This window comes from Phytohabitans rumicis, assembly GCF_011764445.1.
Classification (GTDB): Bacteria; Actinomycetota; Actinomycetes; order Mycobacteriales; family Micromonosporaceae; genus Phytohabitans; species Phytohabitans rumicis.
The window spans coordinates 8,770,843-8,794,068 of record NZ_BLPG01000001.1; the positions used below are offsets into that span (position 1 = coordinate 8,770,843).

The window sequence follows — 23,226 nt, forward strand, 5'->3', positions numbered from 1 at the left end:
GACATGTGGGCCTGACAAGTTCAAGATCGACGGGGTTGGGCCCGGCCGGGAAGTGAGAGGCTGGGGCAATGGCACTCACGATGGGCACCGGTCCGTTCGGCCACGCCCCGGCCGGTGTGTTCGCACCCGAGCTGCCGCGGGCCGGCTCGGTCTTGATCGATCCGTACCCGCGGCGCATGCGCGGCCTCGTCGCCGGCGAGCCGATCGTCGACAGCGCGCGCGGTCAGCTGCTGCACGAGCCGGGGCGGTTGCCGCGCTGCTACTTCCCGCCCGAGGACGTGCGCATGGACCTGCTGGAGCCCGCGGGCGCCGGCAAGCCGTCGGCGTTCCTCGGCGCGAGCGAGCTCTGGCACCTGCGCCTCGGTGACCGCTTCGTCGAACGCGCGGCGCTCGCGTACCCGGCCCCGCCGCCGGAGGCCGAGCGGCTCCGCGGGCTGGTCGCCCTCTTCTGGCGGGCCATGGACGAGTGGTACGAGGAGGAGCTGCTCGCGATCGCGCACGTGCGCGACCCGTACCACCGGGTCGACGCGCTCCAGTCGTCCCGGCACGTCCGGGTGAGCCTGGACGGGGTGACGCTGGCGGAGAGCCACCGGGCCACCGTCATCTACGAGACCGGCCTCGTGCCGCGCTGGTACTTCCCGATCGAGGACGTGGTCGCCCCGCTGACCCCGACCGAGCACACCACGCGGTGCGCGTACAAGGGCGAGGCCGTCTACTGGTCGGTGCTGGTCGGCGACGCGCCGTACGTGAACCTGGCCTGGACGTACCGCGAGCCGCGGCCGGACGCCGCGCCGGCCCGCGACCAGGTGGCGTTCTTCAACGAGCGCGTCGACGTCGACGTGGACGGCGTCCGCGAAACCCGCCCCGGCGGCCCCTGGGCCAACCCCGACTGGTGGCGCGACCGGAGCTTCGAGAACGACCTCTAGCCCCCTATTTGTGCGTCGATCAAGGGCATATGGCCGTGGTTGGATCTCTTTCCACGACCGTTCGCCCTTGATCGGCGGGAAAGTCCTTGATCGGCGAACGCCGGCCGGCGTCAGGCCCGGCCGGCGACGTAGCGGCGGAACGGTTCCTCGGCGCCCTCGATCGGTACGTGGATGAGCTGGTCGGGCGCGGCCGAGCGGAGCAGCTCCTGCATCCGGCCCAGCAACTCGGCGTTGTCGCTCGGGGCCGGGTAGCCCAGGTCCGGTACGGCCTCCTTGGGCGCGGCGTAGAGGATGCGCGTCACGCCGGCGGTCACGGCGACGGAGTGGCACACGGCGCAGGGCTCGCAGCTGGACACGATCGTGGCCCCGGTGACGTGCACCTGGCCCACCGCGCGGCAGGCGTCCCGGACGGCCGCGACCTCGGCGTGCGCGGTCGGGTCGCGGTCCCGCAGGGCGGTGTTGACGCCGGTGCCCAGGACGGCGCCGTCCCGTACCACCAGCGCGCCGAAGGGCAGTTGCCCGGCGGCGGCGTTGTCGAGGGCGAGCCGTATGGCGCGGGCCAACAGCGCCGCGTCCTGTGTGGATCCGGTCATGCCCGAACCCTAACGGGCCGCGCCCGGTGGCCCTCGGCGTTCGCCGATCAAGGAGCGCAGGAGGGGGCGTATGAGTGTTTGTGTCGCTGGGTGGGGTTGACTTTTGTGGGTGCGTCATCGAGGGGGGACGATGATCAGCGGGGTGGACGTGCGTTTCCGGATTCTCGGGCCGTGGGAGGTGCGCGCCGGCGGGCGGGCCGTGTCGGTGCCGGCGGGAAAGATGCGGGTGCTGCTGGCCGCGCTGCTGGTGTCGGCGGGAGAGTCGGTGTCGGTGGACCTGCTGGCGGCGCGGCTGTGGCCGGAGCGGGCGCCACGCCGCGAGCGGGCCACGGTCCACACGTACGTGGCGCGGCTGCGCCGGCTGCTCGGGCCGTTCGCCATCCAGACCGCGCGGGACGGCTACCAACTCGCTGTCGCGGTGGACCGGATCGACCTGTGGGCGTTCCGCGACCTGCTGCGGCGCGCGGCCGAGACCGGCGACGGGTCCGAGGGGGAGCTCAAGCTGCTGCGCCAGGGGTTGGCGCTGTGGCGGGGCCGGCCGTTCACGGGTGTGGAGTCGGTGTGGCTCGACCGCGAGGTCGTACCCCTGCTGGAGGACGAGTGGTCGGCCGCCGCCGAGCGGCGGATGGACCTGGAGTTGCGGTCCGGGCAGTCCAGCGCCGTCATCCCGGAGCTGCGCGATCTGGTACGGGTGCACCCGACCCGCGAGTCGCTGTGGGCGCGGCTGATCGACGCGCTGCACCGCTCCGGCCGGCGGGTGGAGGCGCTGGAGGCGTACCGGCAGGTGCGGGCGGCGCTGGTCGACGAGCTGGGCATCGAGCCGGGCGGCGCGTTGCAGGAGGTGCACGCCCGGGTCCTGCGCGACGGGGCGTCCGCCGCGCCACCGGTGGAGGCCGGCGCCACCCGGCAACTGCCGCACGACGTGGCCCACTTCACCGGCCGGGCCGAGCTGGAGCAGCTGCACCGGCTGACGGCGGCGATGGGCGGGGACGAACGGCGGCTGACCCGCATCGTCGCGCTGGACGGCGCACCGGGCATCGGGAAGACGACGTTGGCCGTCCACTTCGCACACTCGATCGCGCCGGCGTACCCGGATCTGCAGTTGTATCTGAACCTGCGGGGCTACGGCCCCGGCGAGCCGGTGTCGCCGTCCGCGGCGGTGGAGGCGCTGCTGCGCGGCCTCGGCGTGCGCAGCGACCTGATCCCGCCGGGCGCCGACGAGCGGGCCGCCCTGCTGCGCAGCACGCTCGCCGGCCGGCGGGTGCTGATGCTGCTGGACAACGCGCGGGACGCCGGCCAGGTGCGCGCGCTGCTGCCCGGCGGCGACAGCCTGGTCATCGTCACCAGCCGCAACCAGCTGCGCGGCCTCTCGGTACGGGACGGCGCGCACCGGGTGACGCTCGGGCCGCTGCGGCCGGGCGAGGCGCTGGCGCTGCTGGCATCGGCGTACGGGCCGGACGGGGTGGCCGCCGAGAGCGGTCCCGCGGCCCACCTCGTGGAGCTGTGCGCGGGGCACCCGCTGGCCCTGGCGATCGTCGCCGAGCGGGCCCAGCGGGCGGGCGGCCTCACCCGCGTCGTGCGGGCGCTGACCGACGAGCGGGCCCGGCTGGACGTGTTCCGCGACGGGGACGGCGACCCGCACAACGACCTGTGGGTCGCGCTGTCCTGGTCGTACCGCGCGCTGAGCCCGGACGCGGCCGGCATGTTTCGCAAGCTGGGGCTGCACCCGGCCGACGAGGTCTCGCTGGCGGCCGCGGCGGCGCTGTCCGGCCTGCCGGTGCACCGGGCCGAGCGGGTGCTGGACCACCTTGTGGCCGCGCACCTGGTGCAGCAGCGCCGGCCTGGCCGTTACGAGCTGCACGACCTGGTCCGCTGGTACGCGCGGGAGCAGGCCAGCCGCGACGAGAGCGAGCCGGAGCGGGTGCGGGCGGTGCACCGGCTACTCGACTGGTACCTGCACGCGGCGGTCGCCGCCGACAGCCGCCTGCTCCCGCACCGCCGCCGCGACTACGTGGCGCCGTACCTGCCCCAGGCGACGCCGCCGCGGTTCGCGGACGTGACGACCGCGATGGCCTGGTTCGAGGAGGAGTACGACGGCATCCGGTCGGTGATCCGCTGGGCCCACGACAACGGCTGGAGCGGCCACTCGTGGCGCATCGTCATGTCGATGATCGCGTTCTTCGAGCGCCGGATCCCGTTGCACGACGCGATCGAGCTGCACGGGTGGGCGGTGGCGGCGGCCGCGGTCGCCGGCGAGCGGATCGGCGAGGGCTACGTGCTCAACGCCCTGGGCTGCATGTGTTACTACAAGGGCGACCCGGCCGCGGCCGGCCACTTCCAGGCCGCGCTGACCTGCTTCCAGGACGCGGGGGACGCCCGCGGCGAGGCGATGGTGCTGGGCAACCTGGGCCTGGCATACGGCGAGCAGGGCGACCACGAGACCGCCCGCTGGTACGCCAGCCGCGCCCTGGCGTACTGCGAGAAGATCGGGTACGACTGCGGGCGCGCCCTCAACCTGGACAACCTCGGGGTCGCGCTCCAGGCGGCCGGCGACTACGACGCGGCGATCGACTGCCACGTGCGGGCCCAGGCCATCAACCGTGAGCTGGATCAGGTCAACGGCGAGGCGACCAACCAGCATCACCTCGGTCGCGCGTACCTGGCGCTGGGGCGGCACCGGCAGGCCCTGCACGCCTTCCGCCGATCCATCGGCATGTTCCGCTCGCTCGGCAACCCGCGCTTCGAGGCCATGGTCCGCGTCGACGTGGGCAAGTCCCTCTTCCTGGCCGGCCACGCCGAGCTGGCCCGGGCGGCGTGGGACGGCGCCGTGGCCACCCTGAAGGAGTTCGACGACCCGCAGGCCCGCGAGGTCAGCGACGCCATCGCGACCCTCCAGGCCGAATCGGCCGGGCGGGATGCGAGACGTGAGGCAGATACCTCACAGGTATAAATATGACTCTCAGGTATGCGGTCCCCGACCATGTCTAGACCCGTCCACATCGGGGACATCGGGGTTCGGCGGCAGGGTGGCGGCGTGCAGAGCGCCGAGGGCGAGGCCAAGCTGGAAGCGGTTGTCCACGCCGAGCCGGTCCATGAGGGTCCGCACGATCGAGGAGACCGACCGCGTACTGATGCGCAGCTCGCGGGCGGCGGTGGCGTCGGTGTGGCCCTGCGCGAGCAGCTTGACCAGCGCCTGCTCGCGGGGGTCGAGCATGTCCTGTGGCACGCGGGCATGTAACCACCCACCGGCCGGCAGGGTCCATCACCCGTTGCCGATTCGTGTCCGGCGCCTGCGCGATCACGCAGGTGGCGCTGCGCGATGGCGCATCGGGCACCTAGTCGGCCGGAACCACTTCCCAGACCTTGTGCTCCTGGATCACCGGCCGGTCCTGGTCTTTCTCCGTTGTCAGCACGGGCACCCACAACGTGCGTACGCCGCGCCGGTTGACCAGCCGGAGCCGATGGCCGCAGCCGGGGCACGTGAGCGTGCCGCCTTCCAGGCTCGCGGGTTCGGCCGGGAAGTAGCCGAAATAGTCCGTGGCCGGCGCGTCGCCAGGGAGCGCGAGGTGGCGGGACCAGGAGATGGCACCGGGCTGGCGGTCGGCTGGCCGGCAGCCCGGACAAGGGACGCGGACCGTGTGCCAGAAGCTCGGCGTGGTGAACTCCGGTTTGTACCAACCGAACCGCCGTACGAAGAGCCGGGTCAGCCGGCCCAGCCCGCGCGGCGCGATCTGGGTCTCCGGCGCCGACGTGTACGGGTCGGCGTTGTTGAGGAGCTCGACGAGGCGGTCGAGCTCGGGGTCGGTGGGCCGTGGCAGCGCGATGTCCCGCAGCGGTGCCGGCGCCTTGCCGTCCGCGACGAAGAGGGCCTCGTCCAGCATGGCTCGGCCGGACCGGTCGAGGTGGTTGTGCATCCACAGCGCCAGCAACAGCTCGCTGGACGTCCAGAACGAATCGAGGTATCCGGTGGCAGACCAGTGCACTATCACGCGCCGAGTGGCGGTCATCTCCAGCCGCAGGCGGGCCACGCCCTCCCACATCTGTTGCTGGGTCACGCACTCGGTGGGGTACGAGTACTCGCCCGCCGGCACCATGCGCACGGTCACCCCGTGGGTCCGTGCGTACGCGGCGGCCCAGTCGGCGGCGCTCTCCTCGTGGGTGCCGCGAAAGCTGAGGAAGTAGTCGGCGGGCCGGTCGTACATCCAGTAGTGCCGAGCGAGGTCGGCGGTAGGTGCGTCGCTGACCGGGTCGCCAAACCGGTTGGCCAGCCAGCGGTCGAGCCATTCGCCGAGCACCGCGTTGCTGAAGGTGGCGCCATGGATCGGCGCGCATTGGTGCCGCGCGAGCACATTGCGGGGCAGCGGGGTGCGGCTGACGAGCAGGTTGTTCTCGCGGACCTTGGACCAGGTGTCGAGCGCCCCGTACACGTGGCCGGCCGGCTCGACGGAACAGTCCCACAGGACGAGGTCCGCGAACACCTGGGCCTTGAGCGCCGTACCCCGGTGTGCGCCGCGGTCGGCAACCCGCAGGCGGACGCGGTGGTCGCGGCACGCCGGCCGCACGTACGAGTCCAGTAGCTCTTGGCCGCGGTCGTTGTGCGCGGGGAAGAACACCAGCGAGGCCATCACGTCAGAAGGTACGCCGGGGGGACCGATTCGGTGAGCCAGACGCCGTTCGCGCTGCGGTAGAAGTCGTGCCCGTCGGCGGCCATCGCCGCGGCGTTCACGGTGATGATGACGACGGCGCCGCCGCGCCGGGCCCCGACCCGGTGGGCGGTGGCGGTGTCGGCGGACAGGTGGACGTGGTGGCGGCCGCCGCGGTTGAGCCCGGTGGCGCGGATGGACGGCAGGACGGCCGCGCTGGTGCCGTGGTAGAGCACCTCGGGCGGGGACTGCGGGCGCAGCTCCAGGTCGACCGCGATCGAGTGGCCCTGGTTGGCGCGGATCCGCTCCACCCCGTCCGGGCCGTGCTCGATGGCGAAGCGCTGCTTGTCGTTGCCGGCCACGACCGCGTCGAGGTCGGGCCGGCTGATCCCCATCGCGGTCAGGAAGGTGTCCACCGGGACCCAGCCGGCGGCGTCCAGGACGAGGCCGACCCGGCCGGGGTTGTGGCGCAGCGCCTTGGACATCCGCTTGCTCAGCTTGACGAGGCGGTCACGCTCCATGCTCGTCCTCCCGCGGATGGATGGCGCAGAAGAGCACGCCGTCCGGCGCGGCCAGGACCGTCCAGCGGTGCGGCGAGGTAACCTCCCAGCGGACCGTGGCGCCCGCGGCCACCAGCGCGTCCAGCTCGGCCAGGTTGTCCAGCCGCAGGTCCAGGTGGACCAGGCCGCGGCCGCGTTCGTCCAGGTCGTCCTCGGTCGGGCTCACCCACACGTCCGGCGACCGGCCCTGCGGGTCGCGCAGCAGCACCGACTCGTCCGGTTCGAGGGTGCGGCTGGCGAGCTTGTCGCGGTCTTCGTCGACCGGCGGCAGGCCGAGCGCGCGCGACCAGAACGGCCCGGCGACGTACGGGTCGCGGCAGTGGATGACGATGGCGGCGAGCCGGCTCATGGCGGTAGTCTGCCGCCGTGATCCGGCCGGTCAACCGGGTTTCGCCCGGCGCCGCCGGGCGGCGGCCCCGCCGGCGGCCGCCAGGATCGCTGCCGTCCCGGTGAGCAGTCCCAGCAGGCTCCGCCCGTCGGTCACGACGGCCGCGCGGGCGTCGACCATGAGCAGCGCGAGGAACGCGGCCCCGGCGGCCGCCGCGACGGCAAGAGACCATTTGGTACGCCAGGGGAGCCGCCCGGCGTGCGCGGTGCGGTGCAGCGCGAGCGCCCACAGCGCGGCGGCCCCCGTGCACACCAGCACCAGGAACGCGGCGTGGTACCAGCCGGCCACCGTGAAGTGGTGCGCCTGGGGGAGGGTCCAGTTGAGCCGGGGCGAGTCGGCGCGCAGCCACACCGCCTCGGTGGCCATGCCGAGGGCGCCGCCGAGGAGGCCGGCCGCGGTGGCGAGCGGCGCGTCCCGCCGGGCGGCCGGGAGGGTGCGCACGGCGTACACCAGGGCGCCGCACATGATTGGCAGCGCCAGCCCGTCGCCCCACGTGGCGCTGGCGAAGTCGAACAGGCCCGGCAGGGCTGCGGGCGCCGGCCGCAGCGCCGAGAATACGGTGAGCGCGCCGAAGCCAGCCGCGCACACGGCGACGGCCGTGCCCACTGCCCACAGTGGCGTGACGGGTGAGGGACGCGGGGGCATTGACCAGGATCCTACATTTCACCGACGCCACGGTCGGTGGCGTCAACGGCATCGCGTCCTCGATCAGGCTGCTCGTCCGGTTGCTGGGCGGGCGCGGTCACGACAGCGCGGTGGTCAGCACCGGTCCATTGTGGGGTGACGCCGAGGCCGGGGTGGGCGAGGTGATCTGGGTGCCGTCGATGCCGACCGGGATGGGTGACTTCCGGTTCGCGTTCTTCCCGATCCGGGCGATGCGCGAGCGGGTACGGGCGTGGCGGCCGGACGTCGCGCACGTGCACACGCCGGGCCCGCTCGGGGCGGCCGGGCTCACCGTGGCGCGGCAGCTCGGCGTCCCGGCGGTCTACACGTACCACACCGACATGCACGGGTACGCGGAGCACTACTACATCCCGACCCCGGTGATCCGGGCCGGCACCGCCGTGTACGGGCGGCACCTGCGCCGCGGCCCGGCCGTGCACCCCGGTGGGCAGTACGGGGCGGTCGAGGAGGCCAACGCGCGGATCTTCGACGCGGTGCGGGTCATCATCGCGCCGACGGCGAACGCCCTGCGCCGCTGCCGGATGGCGGCCTACGCCGGCAAGGTGCGGGTCATCGCCACCCCGGCGAGCCTCCCGCCGGACGGTCCCACGGGTGCCGAGTTCCGGGCCCGCTTCGGGATCGCCGGCGATGCCCCCGTCGTGCTCTTCGTGGGCCGGCTGTCCGCGGAGAAGGGCATCCGGCTGCTTCTCGCCGCGTTCCGGATCGTGCGCGGGCAGGTGCCGGCGGCGACGCTGCTGCTGGTCGGTCCCCGGTCCGGGCGGCTGCGGCTGGAGCGCCGGCTCGACCGGGCCGGGCTGGCCGCGCACACCGTCGTCACCGGGGCGCTGCCCCCCGCCGAGGTGCACGGGGCGTACCGGGCCAGCACTGTGTTCGCGTTTGCGTCCGCGACCGACACGCAGGGCATCGTGCTGCACGAGGCGGCGCTGTCCGGCGTGCCGATCGTGCTGACGGACGGGGCGCTGCACGGGAGCCACCCGCTGTCCGCCGCCATGCGGCTCACCGACCCGGCCCCGGCCGCGTTCGCCGCCGGCATCGCCGCGCTGCTGCGGGCGCCCGACCAGGCGCGCGGCCTGGGCCGGCGCGGGCAGATGATCGCGCGGGAGCACACGCCGGACCGGTTCGCCGACGAGACCCTGCGGGCGTACGAGGACGTGCGTACACCTTCATCCTAGGATGCCTTAGGGGTGGTGGCCCGCGGCACCCGGCGACGGCGGGTCACCACGACGATCGCGATGCCGGCGGCGATCAGCAGCCCGCCGAGCCCGGCCACGGGCAGCACGAAGGCGCTGCCGGTACGGGGGAGCCTGCCGCCCCCGCCGCCCGGCGTGGTCGGGTTGCTCGGGTCGACCGGGTCCTGACCGGCGAAGCCGACCCGGACGGCGACGTCCTGGGAGCGGTCCGCGCTGTTGCGGTGGTCCACTCTGGTCACCACCGCGCAGGTCACCTGGAAGCAGTCGAGGCTCTCGTCCTTGGCGCTCAGTGTCAGCTCGACCTCGAACGACCCGTCCGGGCCGTACGGGGTGGCCAGGCCCGCGCCGTACGGGTCGTCGTTGGCGATCCACGCGGACGTGTGCGAGTCACCGCTCATGTCGGCGCCGCCGAGGCAGGGCGTGGGCAGCTGCCCGGCACCCTGGTACGCGCAGAAGGCGACGTAGATGCCCTTGGACTCGTCGTACCCGCGACCGGTGACGGTGACCTTCTGGCTGGCCGGGTCGAGGTTGTTCACCGGCGTGACGGTCAGCGTCTGGCCGTCCGCCCCGGTGCCCGTGCCGGTGCCGTACGGCCCGTCGGGCGTGGCGGTGGCGGTAGGCGTGGCGGTCACGGTCGGGGTGGGCGCGGGCGTCGGCGTGCTGGCGCTCGGCGACGGGCTCGGCGCGGTGACCGTCAGCGTCGCGGCCGTCGTACGCGTCGTCCCCAGCTCGTTGGTGAACAGTGCCCGGTACCGGTATCCGTCCTGTGTGGACCGCGCAGGGAACGACAGCGTCGTCTCGGTCGCGCCGGCCAGATCGTGCCAGGTCTGGGCGCCGTCCGGGCTGACCTGCCAGCGCACGGTGGGCGCGGGCGTGCCGGTGGCCGCGGCGGTGAAGGTGACGTCGGCGCCGGGCTGGGCGGCGAGGTCGGCGGGGTGCGCGGTGACCGCGGGGGAGACCAGCTTGGCGTACCGGGAGACGGTGTCCTCGGCGTTGTTGGTGACGAAGAACTCGGCGCCGCCGGGCCGGGCCGCCACACCGTGCACGTTGGACGGTGCCGTCACCGGGTCGGCCAGCGGTGCGAGCGTGTCCGCGTCGTAGAGCAGCACCCGCGACTCGGGGTGCCCGGGGGCCAGGACGTACAGGACCTCGCCGCTCGGGTCCAGGTAGGACCGGGTGGGCGGGCGCTCGGGTTCGCCGGCCACGCGGTGCAGGACGGCGCCGGTGCCGGCGTGGACGACCACCACCGCGGCGGGCAGGTTGGCGGTCAGCACGAGCCGTCCACGCCGCGGATCGGCGGTGAGGGACGAGGGTCCCTCGGTGCTGCCGGTCTCGATGGCGAGCGTGCTGGCGGTGAACGTGCCCGCGTCGACCTTGGTCAGCGCGCCGATGCCGGTGCCGACCCAGACCGTACCCGTGGTGGTGTCCACTGTGACCGGTCCGCTGCCACCGATCGGGACGGATCGGGTGGTCTGCCAGGCGCCGTCCGTGTACCGGGCCTCTTCCAGGGTGCCGTCCGCGCGGGAGACGAACACCGTGTCCGGGGTCAGGCCGGGCGCGGCGCCGCGGACCGTGCGGGCCAGCGGGGCGGCGAGGCCGACCGCCTGGGTGTCGCCCGTGCGGGTGTACCCGAGGACCGGGCCGGACGCGAAGTACACGCCGTCGCCGGGCGCCGGGCCGATGAGATAGCTGACCTTGGCGTTGCGGCGGACGGTGGCGCCGAGGTTGACGTCGGTGACCCGGCTCAGTTCGGCGCCGGTGGCCGGGTCCAGCGCGTACACGCCGCCCTTGCCGCTGCCGAGCACGGCGCCGACGTAGAGCGTGCCGGACTCCGGGTGCAGGAGCACCGGCGACGGGCCCTCCGGTACGCGCAGCACGCCGGTCTCCTTGACCGCGACCGTGCCGGGCTCGACTCCGTCTCCCTCGCCCGGTCCCGCCGGCGGCGTGGTGAACGTGACCGGTATCCGTACGTCCTGGGAGCGGTCCGCGCTGTTGCGGTGGTCCACTCTGGTCACCACCGCGCAGGTGAGCCGGGCGCAGTCCAGTCCTTCGGACTTGCCCCGCACCACGATCTGCACGTCGAACGTGCCGCCCGGTCCCCACGGGATGGCCAGCCCGCTGCCGTACGGGTCGGTGCCGATCCACTTCATCGCGTCGGATCCGCCGGTGGTGTCGGCGCCGCCCGCGCACGGTGTGGGCAGGTTCCCGTCCCCGTTGTCCTGGCAGACCGCGACGTAGATGCTCTTCGCCGTGTCGTACCCGGTGCCGGTCACCCGCACGGTCTCGCCGGCGGGGTCCAGCACGGTCTTCGAGACGGTCAGCCGCTGGCCTTCCGAGCCGGTACCGGTGACGGGCTCCGCCGCGGCGCCGGCCGGGACGGCCAGGGCGGTCGCGGCCGCGGCGAGTACCGCCAGGCAGAGGGGCAACGTTCGGCGCACGGGTATCTCCTCGGTCGACTCACGGAGGAGATCATCTTAGGTTAGCCTAAGCTATTTTTCTAGCTGGCGGCGCAGCCCGAGGTAGGTGGTCAGGCCGACCGGCAGGATCAGCCAGAACGAGATGATCCGGTAGCCGAGCACCGCGGCCGCCGCGCCGGTCTGCGCCGCGCCCGCCGCGACCAGGCCGGTGAGCAGGCTCGTCTCGATCAGGCCGATCCCGCCGGGCGTGAGCGGGATCTGCCGGGCGACCTGGGCCGCCAGGTACACCGTGGCCAGTTCGCCGTACCCCACGGTGAGGCCGCAGGCGTGCGTTACGGCGGCGAGGCAGGCCAGGTCGAGCAGCCAGTTCGCGGCGGCGAACGCGATGGTCGCCACCCAGTGGCGGGCGGGCACCGCGCGGGCCTCGCGGGCGAGGTTGGCCAGCTGCGCGAGTACGCGCCAGCGCGGCAACCGGGCCGGGCGCCAGGTCCGGGCCACGTGGACGGCGGACCACGCGGCGCCGCCGAGGAGCGCCGCCGCCGGGATGGCGAGCCACGGCCGGGCCACCACCGGGAGCGCCGCGTACAGCACGACGAGGCCGACCGTGGACGCGACGCCGGACAGGATGGCCACGGTCGCGGCCGTGCTGCGGCTCGCCCCGCGTACCCGGAATTGCTGGAAGGCGAAGGCGGCCGAGACCGCCGATCCGGCGGGCAGCGCCATGCTGATCGCGGAGCGGCTGTAGCTGATGGCGAGGGCGCGCAGCGGCGAGATGCCGACGCCGAACGCGGTCAGCAACTGGCGCTGCTGCCGCGCGAACATGGCCTGGGACAGGGTCTGGGCCAGCACGGCGAGGGCGGCCCAGCGGACGTCGGCGGCCTGCGCCGCGGCGAGGACCGCGCCGGTGTCGGGCAGGCGGCCGCGCAGCACGACGACCGCGGCGGCGCCGGCCACGGCGACGAGGGCGATCCGCCACCAGCGGCTGCGCACGGGTACGGCGAGCGTGGTCACGGTAGCCGCCGGCCGGCCAGCACCGGGGTGCGCGTCTCGATCCGGACCGGGCGGGGCAGCCGTGCCATGACGAGGGCGATCGCGCCGAGCAGCGCCAGGGCGACGGCGGCGTCGAGCCAGTAGTGGTTGGCGGTGACCACGACGACGGCGAGCGTGATGACTGGATGGAAGAGCCAGAGCCACCGCCACGGGCCGTGGGTGGCGCGGATGAGCACAATGGACACCACGGCTGCCCAGCCGACGTGCAGGGACGGCATCGCGGCGAACTGGTTGGCGAGCACGTCGCTGGTGGGATTGCCGTAGACGCTCGGTCCGACCGCGTGGCCGGTGTCGACCATGCCGGCGGCGGCCAGCAGTCGCGGTGGCGCCAGCGGCAGCAGCATCTGGACGGCGAAACCGGTCGCGGTCAGGGCCGCGAGGGTGGTGCGGGCCCAGCGGTAGAGGGCGGGGCGGCGCAGGTACGTCCACAGCAGAAGCGCGGCGGTGGCCGGGAAGTGCACGCCGGCGTAGTACAGGTTGGCGGCGCGGACCAGCCAGTCGACGCCGAGGATGGCGTGCTGCAGGGCGGCTTCGCTGGGCAGGCCGATGGCGCGTTCGAGGTCCCAGACGTGGGCGGCGTTGGTGTACGCGGTGGACACGTCGCCGGCGACGGCAAGCCGTCCGAGCTTGTACGCCAGGAACAGTCCGGCGACGAGCAGCAGTTCCCGGAGCGGGCGCGGACGTTCCACGGCGTTGTCCCTTTCGGACGGAGGAGAGTGCGCGGGCCGCCGCCGGGTGGGCGGCGACCCGCGCGGGGTGCGTCAGGCCGGAACGCGTTCGGGAACGCGGTCGGCGGGGGCCGGCTCGGGCACGTCGTCGAGCTGGTGGCGCAGCTTCTCGCCCTCGACGTCCACATTGGGCAGGAGCTTGTCGAGCCAGCGCGGCAGCCACCAGGCGGACTTGCCGAGCAGCGTCATCACGGCCGGCACGATCGTCATCCGGACGACGAGCGCGTCGAAGAGGACGGCCACGCCGAGGGCGAACCCGATCGACTTGACGATCGACTCAGGCGAGAGGATGAAGCCGGAGAAGACGCTGATCATGATGATCGCGGCGGCGGTGACCACCCGCGCCCCGTGGCCGAAGCCGCTGACCACGGCCTGCTTCGCCGGGATGCCGTGCACGTAGTCCTCGCGCATCCGGGTGACCAGGAAGACCTGGTAGTCCATGGCCAGGCCGAACACGATGCCGATCAGGATGATGGGCAGGAAGCTGATGATCGGCCCGGTGTGGTCGACGCCGAGCAGGTCGGCCAGCCAGCCCCACTGGAAGACCGCGACGACCGCGCCGAACGTGGCCACGATGCTGAGCAGGAAGCCGGCGGTGGCCTTGATCGGCACCAGGATCGACCGGAACACCAGCATCAGCAGGACGAACGCCAGGCCCACCACGACCGCCAGGTACGGGATCAGCGCGTCGCCGAGCTTCTTGGACACGTCGATGTTGATGGCGGTCAGGCCGGTGACGCCGATGCTCGCGTCCGGCACCGAGCCGTCCAGCTGGCGGATGGCGTGCACGAGGTCCTCGGTGGCGGTGTCGCTGGGGCCGCTCTTCGGAATGACGGTCAGCAGGGCGGTGTCGCCGGTCTGGTTGAGGACCGCGGGAGTAACCGCGGCGACGTCGGACAGCGCGGTGATCTCCTTCGCGACCTGGGCGGCGGAGGTCTGCGCCGAGCCGGCCGGGGCGTCGACCACAACGGTCAGCGGTGCGTTGAAGCCGGCGCCGAACCCGCCGGCCAGCAGGTCGTACGCCTTGCGCTGGGTGGTGTCCGGCGCGGCGGTGCTGTCGTCCGGCATGCCCAGGTGCAGGTCCAGGGTGGGGATCGCGATGACGCCGAGCCCGATGACGCCGATCAGCAGCGCGATGACCGGCCGGCGGGCGACCCCGCGGGCCCAGCGGGTGCCGAAGTTCTTGGTGCCGGCCTCGGGGTCACGGGTGTGCTGGCCGCTACGGGCGCGCTTGCCGAGGATGCGCTTGCCGGCGAAGCCCAGCATGGCGGGCAGCAGGGTCAGCGCGATGAGCACGGAGACCGCGACGGTGCCGGCGGCGGCGATGCCCATCTGGGTCAGGAACGGCACGCCGACCACGGACAGCGCGGCCAGGGCGATCACGACGGTCAGCCCGGCGAAGACGACGGCCGATCCGGCGGTGCCGACCGCCCTACCCGCCGCTTCCTCGGGGGCGCGCCCCGCGCCGAGCTCGTGCCGGTACCGGGAGACGATGAACAGCGCGTAGTCGATCGCGACCGCGAGGCCGAGCATCAGGGCGAGGGTCGGGGTGGTCGAGGACAGGTCGACGAAGCCGGTCGCCGCGGTGATGGCGCCGATGCCGATCCCGATGCCGAGCAGGGCGGTCAGCAGCGGCAGGCCGGCGGCCACGAACGAGCCGAACGTGATGACCAGCACCACGGCCGCCACGGCGACGCCGACGATCTCGGTGATGCCCTGTTCCGGTTGGAGCTGGAGCGCGTCGCCGCCGACCTCGACGGTCAGCCCCTGGGCGCGCGCCTCGTCGACGATGCCGGTGAGCGTGTCCCGCGTCTGGTCGGTCAGCTCCCCGGACTGCACCTGGTACGTCGCCTGGGCGAAGCCGACCGTGCCGGCCTCGTTGACCGCCCCCGAGGTGAACGGGTCGGACACCGAGGCGACCTGCGGGGCCTGCTTCAACTCGGCGACGACCCGCTCGATGGTCGCCTTGTTGGCCGCGCTCGTGAGCTGCTGGCCGTCCGGTGCGGCGAAGACCACCCGCGCGGTGGCGCCGTCGGCGGACGCCTGCGGGAAGCGCTCCTGCAGTAGGTCGATCGCCTGCTGCGACTGCGTACCGGGGATCCGGAACGCGTCCTGGGTCTTGCCGGACAGGGTGGCGGCGCCGACCAGCGCCGCTATGAGCACCGCGAGCCACAGGCCGAGGACCAGCCAGCGCCTGCGGAAGGCGAACCGGCCGAGCCGGTACAGGAACGAAGCCATCGGTGTCTCCTCTGGGATGTTGTGCTGACCATCGGGACGCTAGCCGATCGGCAAGTCGAACACTAGCCGATCGTGAAGCAGATCACTAGTCGATCGGCTAGTTGCTGGCTTGCCGATCGACAGGCTTGCGCCTAGCCGAACGGCAAGCTAGGCTGCGGGTCCAGGGAAGTTACGGAGGAGTAAACATGTCCACCGCAGCAGCAGTGAAGGCGCAGGACAGCCGGCAGCGCTTCATCGACGCCGCCATCCGGCTGTTCACCCGGCACAGCTTCGCCGGCACGTCGCTGCAGATGATCGCGGACGAGGTGGGCGTCACCAAGGCGGCCGTCTACCACCACTTCCGTACCCGCGAGGAGCTGCTCGCCGCGGTGATCGAGCCGCTGGTGACGCAGATGCGGGAGTCCGTCGAGGCGGCCGAGGCGCAGCGCACCGCGCACGCCCGGGCGGACACCGTGCTCACCGGTTTCGTCGACCTCGTCGTGCGCAACCAGGACCTGATCCCGGTGTTCGCGGGCGACCCGGGGACGGTCGAGATGCTGCGCTCCCAGCACAACGTGGAGGGTCTCGTCGAACGTCAGGTCGCGCTCCTGGAGGCGCTCGACCCGACGCCCGCGGGAAAGGTCAGGGCCGCCGTGGCGCTGGCCGGGATCGCCTGCTCGGTGGGGCCGTCGCGGCTCGCCGCCGACTTCGACCCGGAAACCCTGCGCCCGCTGCTGCTCGACGCCGGCCGCCGCACGCTCGGCCTGCGCGCGCCGCGCCGCCCTCAGTAAACGGTTCCGAGAAAAGCGAGTCCGATCATGAAGTCAGTCCAGACCGGCGCCCCGGGCGCCATCGCCGTCGTCGACATCGAACGCCCGGCGCCCGGCCCCCGCGACGTGCTGCTGCGCATGCGCGCGGTCGGCATCTGCGGCACCGACGTGACGTTCCTGCACCTGGGCGGCATGCCCATCGGCCCGGACGGGCAGACCCGGGCGGTGCCGCTGGGGCACGAGCCGGCCGGCGAGGTCGTCGAGGTGGGCGCCGAGGTCACCGACGTCAAGGTGGGCGACCGTGTGGTGGTCAACCCGCAGGCCGCGCCCTCCGGCATCATCGGCTGCGGCGGCGCGCTGGGCGGCATGAGCGAGTACCTGCTCATCGAGGACGCGGTCGTGGGCACGAGCCTCGCGGTGATCCCCGACGAGGTGCCGTACGACGTGGCCGCCCTCAACGAGCCGATGGCGGTCGCGCTGCACTGCGTCAACCGGTCCGAGGCCAAGCCGGGCGACAAGGTCCTGGTGTTCGGCGCCGGCCCGATCGGGCTCGGCGCCACCATCTGGCTGAAGCTGCGCGGCGTGGCGCACGTGACCGTCGCCGACGTGCTGCCCGAGCGCCTGCGGACCGCCCTCGCCGTCGGGGCGGACGCGGTCATCGACTCCTCCCGCGAAGACGTCGCCGCCCGCCTGGCCGAGCTGCACGGCACCGGCGCGAACTCGCTGGGCCAGCCCCGCCCCGACACCGACATCTACATCGACGCGGCCGGCGTCGCCGCCGTGGTCAACACCGCGCTGACCTCGGCGAAGTGGGGCGCCAAGCTGGTCACGGTCGCGGTGCACAAGAAGCCCGAGCCCATCGACCTCGGCGCCATCCTGCGCAGCGAGATGACCATCCTCGGCTCCCAGGGCTACCCCACGGAGATCTTCGAGGTGACCCCGCAACTGGCCCGGCACTGGGACCGCTTCGCGCGGCTGATCAGCCACCGCGTGCCGTTCGCCGACGTCGAGCACGCGTTCCGGCTCGCGCTCACGCCGGGGGCGGCCGAGAAGGTGATCGTGACCTTCGGCGACGAAGGGTAGCGCTCAGGCGCGTACCGGCAGGATCACCGCCGACGGGCGGTCCGGGTCGTGGTGGACCGCCTGGTCGGCGGCGCGCAGCGTGGTCGCGGTGCCGATCGGCTCCCCGGTGCCCGGGTTGCGGGCGTACCGGGGGAAGGCGCCGCTGGAAACCTGGACCCGGATGCGGTGGCCGCGCCGGAACAGGTGCGCGGTCGGCCACATCGACACCGTGGCGGCGCTGACCTCGTCGGCGCCGGACAGGCTGGTCAGCCCGTCGCAGACGTTCGTCGAGCGGCCCCGCGGGTCGACGTCGCACAGCCGCACGAAGACGTCCGCGTGCGGGAGGCTGGAGCCGAACCAGATCTCCGCGCTGACCTCGCCGACCACCTCGACGTCCCGGTCGAGCGCGGCGGTGGTGTAGGTGAGCACGTCCGGGCGCGCCTCCAGGGCCGCGTTGTCGACCCGGGCCGAGCCGCGCTCCAGGCGTACGCCGCCGACCGCCGGGGTCGGCTCGGCCGGGTCGTAGCGGTACCGGTCCGGCTCCGACGCGCCGGGCGGCTCGGTGGACAGCCCGCCGCCCGGTTGGAGGTGGAACCGCTGGGCGGCGTACCCGGCGGGCGGCCAGGAGTCGAAGTCGCGCCAGGCTTCCTCGCCCATCACGTACAGGCGTACCGGGGCGCGCTCGGGCGGCTGCTCGCCGCGGGCCAGCGGGAGCGCGAACTCGATCGCCTCCTGTACGCCGGCGCTGGTGAACTCGGCGTGCGTCCACGGGCCGACCGTCAACCGCGCGGGTCGGCCCGCCTCCTGCAGAGCCTGGAAGTCGCGCAGCTGGCCGGGCAGGAAGATGTCGTACCAGCCGCCGATCGAGCTGACCGGCACGCTCACCTCGGCCACCCGGTGCCGGTGGTCGACGTCGGTCCAGTACGGGTCGTCGGCGTCGTGCGCGAGGATGTCCTGCACGTACGCCGAGGGGTGGCCGAGGGCGGCGACGTCGGCCCGGTTCAGCGGCAGCGTGTCCATGGCGCGGCGGGTCCTGCGCATCTGGAACGGCTGGCGGAGCAGCGCCGCGCGGCGCTCCTGGCTGCCGACCAGCACGCCCCACATGAACGGGGCCTCCAGCGCGAAGCCGTCCCGGCGCAGGAACCCCAGACTCAGCGCGGACTCGGACACCTGCGGGACCAGCGCCTTGACCTGCGGCGGGAGGCGGTCGGCGACGGCCCACTGGACGTACCCCATGTAGCTGACGCCGACCAGCACGAGCGCGGCACCGAACCACGGCTGCTTGACCACCCAGTCCATCGTCGCCAGGCCGTCCGCGCGCTCCTGCCGCATCGGCGCGAACGTGCCGCCGGAGCCGAACCCGCCGCGGGTGCTCTGCACGAGCACCTGGAAGCCGCGCTCGGCCAGCGGGCGGGCCATGACCACGCCGAACACACCGCGGCGGCCGTACGGGGTGCGGATCAGCGCGGTCGGCAGCCCTTCGCCCCCGGCGCCCGGCGCCCAGCGGTCCGCGAGCAGGTCGACCCCGTCGGGCATCGGCACCCGCAGGTCCCGCTGGACGACCAGGTCGCGGGTCAGCGGCGGGGACAGCTTCAACTGGCGTTCCAGGACGCGGCTAACCAGGCTCACGACACAATACTGGACGCATGTCAAATAAATGGCAAGCGTTGAGCTTGACGCTGGTGATGCGCGCCCCCATACTGCTTACTCGGTAACTACTTACTGAGTAAGGTGGCGGGGGATTTGAGCGTGAAGTTCGGCCTGCTGGCGCTGTTCGCCGACGGGCCCAAGTACGGCTACCAGGTGCGCACCGAGTTCGAGGCGCGGACCGGCGGCACCTGGCCGGTCAACGTCGGCCAGGTGTACACGACGCTGGAGCGGCTGGATCGGGACGGCATGGTGGCCGCCGAGGGCACCAACGCCGAGGGCCGCGCCCTGTACGCGATCACCGAGGCCGGGCGGGCCGCGCTGGACACCTGGTTCAGCACCCCGGTGGCCGACGCCGACCGGCCGCGCAACGAGCTGGCCATCAAGCTGCTGATGGCGGCGACCACCCCCGGCGTGGACGTCGGCATGGTCGTGCAGCGGCAGCGCACCGAGTCGCTGCGGCTGATGCGCGACTACAACACGCTGCGCCGCACCGCGGACGAGGCCGACGACGTGGCCGGCGTACTGCTGCTGGACAGCCTCGTGTTCGCCCTCGAAGGCGAGGTGCGCTGGCTCGACCACGTCGAGTCCACCGTGCTGCGCCGGGGCGGGCGCCTCACCCCGGTCATCCGCGTGCGCAAGCCCGGCCGCGCCAGCACGAGGAGTGGACGATGACGGTACTGCGTTTCGCCCAGGTCAGCCGGCTCTACCAGTCCGGCCGGGCCACCGTCCGCGCCTTGGACGCGCTGGACCTCGAGGTCGCCGCCGGCGAACTCGTCGCGGTGATGGGCCCGTCCGGCTCGGGCAAGTCCACCCTGCTGGCGATCGGCGGTGGCCTGGACACCCCGACGTCCGGCCAGGTCTGGGTCGAGGACACCAGCCTCTACGGCCTCGCCCCGGGCGCGCTCGCCAGGCTGCGCCGGGACCGGATCGGGTACGTCTTCCAGGACTTCAACCTGGTCTCCGCGCTCACCGCGGCGGAGAACGTGGCGCTGCCCCGGGAACTGGCCGGCGTGCCGGCGCGTACCGCCCGGGGTGAGGCGCTGGCCGCGCTCGCCGAGGTGGGCCTGGCCGACGAGGCGGGCCGGTTCCCGGACCAGCTCTCCGGCGGCCAGCAGCAGCGGGTGGCGATCGCGCGGGCGCTGATCGGGCAGCGCCGGCTGCTGCTCGCCGACGAGCCGACCGGGGCACTGGACTCCGGCACCGGGCAGGCCGTGCTGGACCTGATCCGGGCCCGGGTGGACGCCGGCGCGGCGGCCGTCCTGGTCACCCACGAGGCGCGGTTCGCCAGCTGGGCGGATCGGATCGTGTTCCTGCGCGACGGGCGCATCGTCGACACCACCGGCGGGCCGGACCGAGTCGAGGAGCTGCTGGTCCCGTGACACGTCTCGTGGAGATCGCCGGTTCCTGGCGGGTCGCGGTGCGCGTCGCCCGCCGCACGGCGTACCGGAGCAAGGCCCGCACCCTGCTCGTCGTGCTGATGCTGGCGCTGCCGGTGTTCGCCGGCACCGCGCTGGCCCTGTCCTACGCCAGCACGTACACCTCGGCCGACGCCGAAGCGACCTGGCGGCTGGGCCGGGCCGACTACAAGATCGACGGACCGGGCGCGGACAAGGTGCTCGCCACCCTGCCGGCCGGCAGCGAGACCACCCGGATCACGTACGGCCGCACGGTCGTGCGCGCGGACGGCTCCTACAGCCTGCGCGACTACGAGGCGGTCGACGTGGACCACCCGCTGACCCGTGGGATGTTCGCGGTCCGGGCCGGCCGGGCGCCGCGCGGACCCGCCGAGGTGGCGGTCTCGGCGAGCCTCGCCAAGGCGGTCGGCGTCGGCGTCGGCGATCCACTGTGGACCGGCCTGCCGCTGCGCGAGCGGACCGTGGTGGGCCTCATCGACAGCGCCGAGGAGCTGGGCAAACCGATCGTGGTCAGCCCCGCCGACCACCCACTCGGCCCCAGCGGCCCGCACACCCTGGTGGGGCTGCCCGCCGGCGGACAAGGCTGGCAGCCGCCGAACCCCGCCACGCTCATGACCTGCCGGGACCAGGTGGGCGGTGGGCGGACCTGCACGTCAAGCTTCAGCACCTTCCACCGGCCCGACCTGCGGCCGGACGCCGCCGAGTTGGCCACCCGTACGGCGGCCTTCGTGCTGGTCGTCGGCTTCGCCGGTACGCAGGTGGCGCTGCTGGCCGGTGCGGCGTTCGCGGTCGGTGCCCGCCGGCAGCGGCGCGAGCTGGCCATGATGGGCGCGGTCGGGGCCGGGCCCGCGCAGGTCGCCCGGATGGTGCTGGCCAACGGGCTGGTCCTCGGCGCGTTCGCGGGCGTCTGCGGCGTCGGGCTGGGCGCGCTGGCGTACGGGCTGAACCGGGACCGGGTCGAGCGGATCGCCAACCATCCGCTGACCGAGGGCGTGCTACCCGTACCGTGGCTGGTCCTGATCGCCCTGTTCGCTGTCGCGGTCGGCCTGCTGGCGGCGCTCGGGCCGGCGCGCGCGGCGGCCCGGCAGTCGTTCCGGTCCGCGACCTCCGGCCGCGAGGAAGCGTCCCGGGGCGACAACCTGGTCTGGCTGGTCGGCGGCCTGCTGCTGGCCGGCGCCGGGGCGCTGGCCGCGCTGGTCGCGTCCGGAACGACCGATGGGGTCGTCACCGTCACGGCCGGCACGGTGGCCGTGCTGCTCGGCGTCACCGCGTTCGCCCCGGTGCTGGTGAGCATCGCCGGCCGGGCCGCGCCCCGGCTGCCGCTGGCCGTACGGCTGGCGGCCCGGCACGCCGCCCGGCACCGGCTGCGCACCGCCGCCTCGGTCGCCGCCGTCTGTACGGCCGTGGCCGGCAGCATGGCGCTGATGCTCTACCACTCGGCGGAGAGCGTCGACAGCATGGCGATCCAGCCGACCGCCCGCACCGGGCAGGTGCTCGTGCCGGCGGCGGTGGCCCAGCGGCTGACCCCGGAACGCCTCGGCGAGCTGGAGCGTTCGCTGCCCACCCGCGCGGTCGTGCCGGTACGCCCGGTCGCCGCCACCGCCGCGGCGCACACCGACAGCGCTCCCGAGTACGGGCAGACCGGGCTGCCCGCGTTCCCCTCCCAGCTGGTGGCCGTCGGCGGCGCGGAACTGATCCGCGCGGTGACCGGTGCGCAGGCGCCGCCGGAGGCCCTGGAGACGCTGCGCCGCGGCGGGGTCGTCGCCTTCGCGCCGTCCCTTGTGGACGGCGGCACGGTCGAGCTGATCCCCAGGGACGGCAGGCCCGCGTTCCGGCTCCCGGCGACCGTGGTGCCCGCACCGGACGTCTACACCGACGTGCCCGGCGCGGTCATCGCCGAACCCACCGCCGCCGCGCGCAAGCTCGCCGTCGAGACGGGCGGGCTGATCGTCGACACCACCCGGGTGCCCACCGGCGCCGAGCTGGTCGCCGCGAACTCGGTAGCGCTGGCCGCACAGGTCGAGGCGGGGGAGCACCTTCCAACGGAGATCACCGTCGGCAGCAAGCACAGCCCACACCGCAAGTACGGCCCGATGTTCCTGGTCCTGGCCGTGATCAGCGGGTTGGTCACGCTCGCCGCCAGCGCGGTCGCGGTCGGGCTGGCCACCGCGGAGATGCGCAACGACCTGTCCACCCTCGCCGCCGTCGGCGCCGGCCCACGGCTGCGGCGGCGGATCGCGGCGGCCCAGGCCGGCCTGATCGTCGGCCTCGGCGCGCTGCTCGGCGTCGCGGGCGGCATCGCGCCGGCGGCCGGCATGGTGGCGTTCCGCCGGGACCTGGCCTGGCAGGTGCCGTGGCTCCCACTGGCGATCACCGTGCTGGCGGCACCGGTGCTCGCCGTGGTCGCCACCACCCTGCTGACCCGGCCCCGGCTGATCCTGGTCCGCCGGATGGTGGTCTAACCCTGGTCGGCCATCCACTCCCGGGCGGCGGCCTCGACCTCCGCGTCGGGCACGTCACGGTCGTGCCGGGCGATGCACCAGCGCACCCCGAACGGGCAGCGCAGCACGCCCATCCGGTCGCCGCTGAAGACGTCCGCCACGGGTGAGAGCGCGGTCGCGCCGAGCGCGACCGCGCGCTCGTACACCGCGTCGACGTCCGCGGTCCAGAAGGTCATCGTGAAGGCGTTGCCCTCCGCCGGGGGTCCGACGATCCCGAACGCCGGCATCGGCTCGCTCATCATGAACAGCGAGTCGCCCAGCCGCACCTCGGCGTGCGACACCGACCCGTCCGGCGCGTCCATCCGGCGTACCACCTCGGCGCCGAACGCCTCCCGGTAGAACTCCAGCGCCTTCGCCGAGTCGTACACGGCGAAGAAGGTCGACAGCGAGCGGTGACCGGCGGGGGCCGGGCTGGTTTTGTCAGTCATGTCG

General features: G+C 73.7%; 20 protein-coding genes. 8 read left to right on the top strand and 12 right to left on the bottom strand.

Annotated elements, in window-relative coordinates; genetic code table 11:
- Positions 1-68 precede the first annotated feature (68 nt).
- A complete protein-coding gene (locus tag Prum_RS39735) occupies positions 69-926 on the top strand; it encodes a DUF427 domain-containing protein (protein ID WP_173082072.1) in 858 nt (285 codons plus the stop codon).
- Between the two features lie 110 nt (positions 927-1,036).
- On the opposite strand, the gene Prum_RS39740 is transcribed toward Prum_RS39735, so the two are convergent.
- Positions 1,037-1,519 (bottom strand): nucleoside deaminase, encoded by a 483-nt coding sequence (locus Prum_RS39740; RefSeq protein ID WP_173082074.1) that lies wholly within the window; start codon positions 1,517-1,519, stop codon positions 1,037-1,039.
- Between the two features lie 142 nt (positions 1,520-1,661).
- Between Prum_RS39740 and Prum_RS39745 the strand changes: the two genes are divergently transcribed.
- Positions 1,662-4,469, top strand: a complete 2,808-nt coding sequence (locus Prum_RS39745; protein ID WP_173082076.1) for an AfsR/SARP family transcriptional regulator — start codon at positions 1,662-1,664, stop codon at positions 4,467-4,469.
- A gap of 9 nt (positions 4,470-4,478) precedes the next feature.
- On the opposite strand, the gene Prum_RS39750 is transcribed toward Prum_RS39745, so the two are convergent.
- From Prum_RS39750 to Prum_RS39770, 5 genes are all read right to left on the bottom strand, one after another.
- Positions 4,479-4,745 (bottom strand): helix-turn-helix domain-containing protein, encoded by a 267-nt coding sequence (locus Prum_RS39750; RefSeq protein WP_246278417.1) that lies wholly within the window; start codon positions 4,743-4,745, stop codon positions 4,479-4,481.
- A 109-nt stretch (positions 4,746-4,854) separates the two neighbouring features.
- Positions 4,855-6,144 carry a hypothetical protein gene (locus Prum_RS39755; protein WP_173082078.1) on the bottom strand — a complete coding sequence of 430 codons (1,290 nt, stop codon included), beginning with the start codon at positions 6,142-6,144 and terminating at the stop codon, positions 4,855-4,857.
- Complete coding sequence (locus Prum_RS39760) at positions 6,144-6,683, bottom strand: RNA 2'-phosphotransferase (RefSeq protein WP_173082080.1); 540 nt, start codon at positions 6,681-6,683, stop codon at positions 6,144-6,146. The genes Prum_RS39755 and Prum_RS39760 overlap by 1 nt, the downstream gene beginning before the upstream one ends.
- Positions 6,673-7,071: a VOC family protein gene (locus Prum_RS39765; protein ID WP_173082082.1), complete on the bottom strand. Its 399-nt coding sequence runs from the start codon at positions 7,069-7,071 to the stop codon at positions 6,673-6,675. Before Prum_RS39765 ends, Prum_RS39760 begins: the two co-directional genes overlap by 11 nt.
- A 30-nt stretch (positions 7,072-7,101) precedes the next feature.
- Positions 7,102-7,716: a hypothetical protein gene (locus Prum_RS39770; protein ID WP_173082084.1), complete on the bottom strand. Its 615-nt coding sequence runs from the start codon at positions 7,714-7,716 to the stop codon at positions 7,102-7,104.
- Positions 7,717-7,754: 38 nt separating this feature from the next.
- Here Prum_RS39770 and Prum_RS39775 point away from each other — a divergent pair, with 38 nt between their 5' ends.
- Entirely contained in the window at positions 7,755-8,966 is a 1,212-nt protein-coding gene (locus Prum_RS39775) for a glycosyltransferase (protein WP_173082085.1), read from the top strand.
- Here Prum_RS39775 and Prum_RS39780 read toward each other — a convergent pair.
- From Prum_RS39780 to Prum_RS39795, 4 genes are all read right to left on the bottom strand, one after another.
- Positions 8,963-11,422 (bottom strand): immunoglobulin domain-containing protein, encoded by a 2,460-nt coding sequence (locus Prum_RS39780; RefSeq protein ID WP_173082086.1) that lies wholly within the window; start codon positions 11,420-11,422, stop codon positions 8,963-8,965. The genes Prum_RS39775 and Prum_RS39780 overlap by 4 nt on opposite strands.
- 51 nt (positions 11,423-11,473) lie before the next feature.
- The gene (locus Prum_RS39785) at positions 11,474-12,412 is read right to left on the bottom strand and encodes a lysylphosphatidylglycerol synthase transmembrane domain-containing protein (protein WP_173082087.1); all 939 of its coding nucleotides are present in this window, start codon (positions 12,410-12,412) and stop codon (positions 11,474-11,476) included.
- Positions 12,409-13,140 carry a phosphatase PAP2 family protein gene (locus tag Prum_RS39790; RefSeq protein WP_173082088.1) on the bottom strand — a complete coding sequence of 244 codons (732 nt, stop codon included), beginning with the start codon at positions 13,138-13,140 and terminating at the stop codon, positions 12,409-12,411. The genes Prum_RS39785 and Prum_RS39790 overlap by 4 nt, the downstream gene beginning before the upstream one ends.
- A 72-nt stretch (positions 13,141-13,212) precedes the next feature.
- Positions 13,213-15,417 (bottom strand): MMPL family transporter, encoded by a 2,205-nt coding sequence (locus Prum_RS39795; protein WP_173082089.1) that lies wholly within the window; start codon positions 15,415-15,417, stop codon positions 13,213-13,215.
- Positions 15,418-15,602: 185 nt separating this feature from the next.
- Between Prum_RS39795 and Prum_RS39800 the strand changes: the two genes are divergently transcribed.
- Both Prum_RS39800 and Prum_RS39805 read left to right on the top strand, forming a co-directional pair.
- The gene (locus Prum_RS39800) at positions 15,603-16,187 is read left to right on the top strand and encodes a TetR/AcrR family transcriptional regulator (RefSeq protein WP_173082090.1); all 585 of its coding nucleotides are present in this window, start codon (positions 15,603-15,605) and stop codon (positions 16,185-16,187) included.
- Positions 16,188-16,214: 27 nt separating this feature from the next.
- Complete coding sequence (locus tag Prum_RS39805; protein WP_173082091.1) at positions 16,215-17,249, top strand: zinc-dependent alcohol dehydrogenase; 1,035 nt, start codon at positions 16,215-16,217, stop codon at positions 17,247-17,249.
- Between the two features lie 3 nt (positions 17,250-17,252).
- On the opposite strand, the gene Prum_RS39810 is transcribed toward Prum_RS39805, so the two are convergent.
- Positions 17,253-18,857: a CocE/NonD family hydrolase gene (locus Prum_RS39810; RefSeq protein ID WP_173082092.1), complete on the bottom strand. Its 1,605-nt coding sequence runs from the start codon at positions 18,855-18,857 to the stop codon at positions 17,253-17,255.
- 114 nt (positions 18,858-18,971) lie between these two features.
- Here Prum_RS39810 and Prum_RS39815 point away from each other — a divergent pair, with 114 nt between their 5' ends.
- Genes Prum_RS39815 through Prum_RS39825 form a run of 3 tightly spaced genes read left to right on the top strand, consistent with a single transcriptional unit; the run spans position 18,972 to position 22,755 of the window.
- On the top strand, positions 18,972-19,550 hold the full coding sequence (locus Prum_RS39815) for a PadR family transcriptional regulator (protein WP_173082093.1): 579 nt from the start codon (positions 18,972-18,974) through the stop codon (positions 19,548-19,550).
- On the top strand, positions 19,547-20,257 hold the full coding sequence (locus tag Prum_RS39820) for an ABC transporter ATP-binding protein (protein ID WP_173082094.1): 711 nt from the start codon (positions 19,547-19,549) through the stop codon (positions 20,255-20,257). The genes Prum_RS39815 and Prum_RS39820 overlap by 4 nt, the downstream gene beginning before the upstream one ends.
- A complete protein-coding gene (locus Prum_RS39825) occupies positions 20,254-22,755 on the top strand; it encodes an FtsX-like permease family protein (RefSeq protein ID WP_173082095.1) in 2,502 nt (833 codons plus the stop codon). The genes Prum_RS39820 and Prum_RS39825 overlap by 4 nt, the downstream gene beginning before the upstream one ends.
- Here the strand turns inward: Prum_RS39825 and Prum_RS39830 are convergent.
- On the bottom strand, positions 22,752-23,222 hold the full coding sequence (locus Prum_RS39830) for a VOC family protein (protein ID WP_173082096.1): 471 nt from the start codon (positions 23,220-23,222) through the stop codon (positions 22,752-22,754). The two genes, Prum_RS39825 and Prum_RS39830, sit on opposite strands and share 4 nt — an antisense overlap.
- Between the last annotated feature and the right edge of the window lie 4 nt (positions 23,223-23,226).

Coding starts and splice junctions, on each gene's coding strand:
- Prum_RS39800 (WP_173082090.1), top strand. CDS start 15,603: ATGTCCACCGCAGCAGCAGTGAAGGCGCAGGACAGCCGGCAGCGCTTC.
- Prum_RS39760 (WP_173082080.1), bottom strand. CDS start 6,683: ATGGAGCGTGACCGCCTCGTCAAGCTGAGCAAGCGGATGTCCAAGGCG.
- Prum_RS39755 (WP_173082078.1), bottom strand. CDS start 6,144: ATGGCCTCGCTGGTGTTCTTCCCCGCGCACAACGACCGCGGCCAAGAG.
- Prum_RS39795 (WP_173082089.1), bottom strand. CDS start 15,417: ATGGCTTCGTTCCTGTACCGGCTCGGCCGGTTCGCCTTCCGCAGGCGC.
- Prum_RS39735 (WP_173082072.1), top strand. CDS start 69: ATGGCACTCACGATGGGCACCGGTCCGTTCGGCCACGCCCCGGCCGGT.
- Prum_RS39740 (WP_173082074.1), bottom strand. CDS start 1,519: ATGACCGGATCCACACAGGACGCGGCGCTGTTGGCCCGCGCCATACGG.
- Prum_RS39765 (WP_173082082.1), bottom strand. CDS start 7,071: ATGAGCCGGCTCGCCGCCATCGTCATCCACTGCCGCGACCCGTACGTC.
- Prum_RS39805 (WP_173082091.1), top strand. CDS start 16,215: ATGAAGTCAGTCCAGACCGGCGCCCCGGGCGCCATCGCCGTCGTCGAC.
- Prum_RS39820 (WP_173082094.1), top strand. CDS start 19,547: ATGACGGTACTGCGTTTCGCCCAGGTCAGCCGGCTCTACCAGTCCGGC.
- Prum_RS39830 (WP_173082096.1), bottom strand. CDS start 23,222: ATGACTGACAAAACCAGCCCGGCCCCCGCCGGTCACCGCTCGCTGTCG.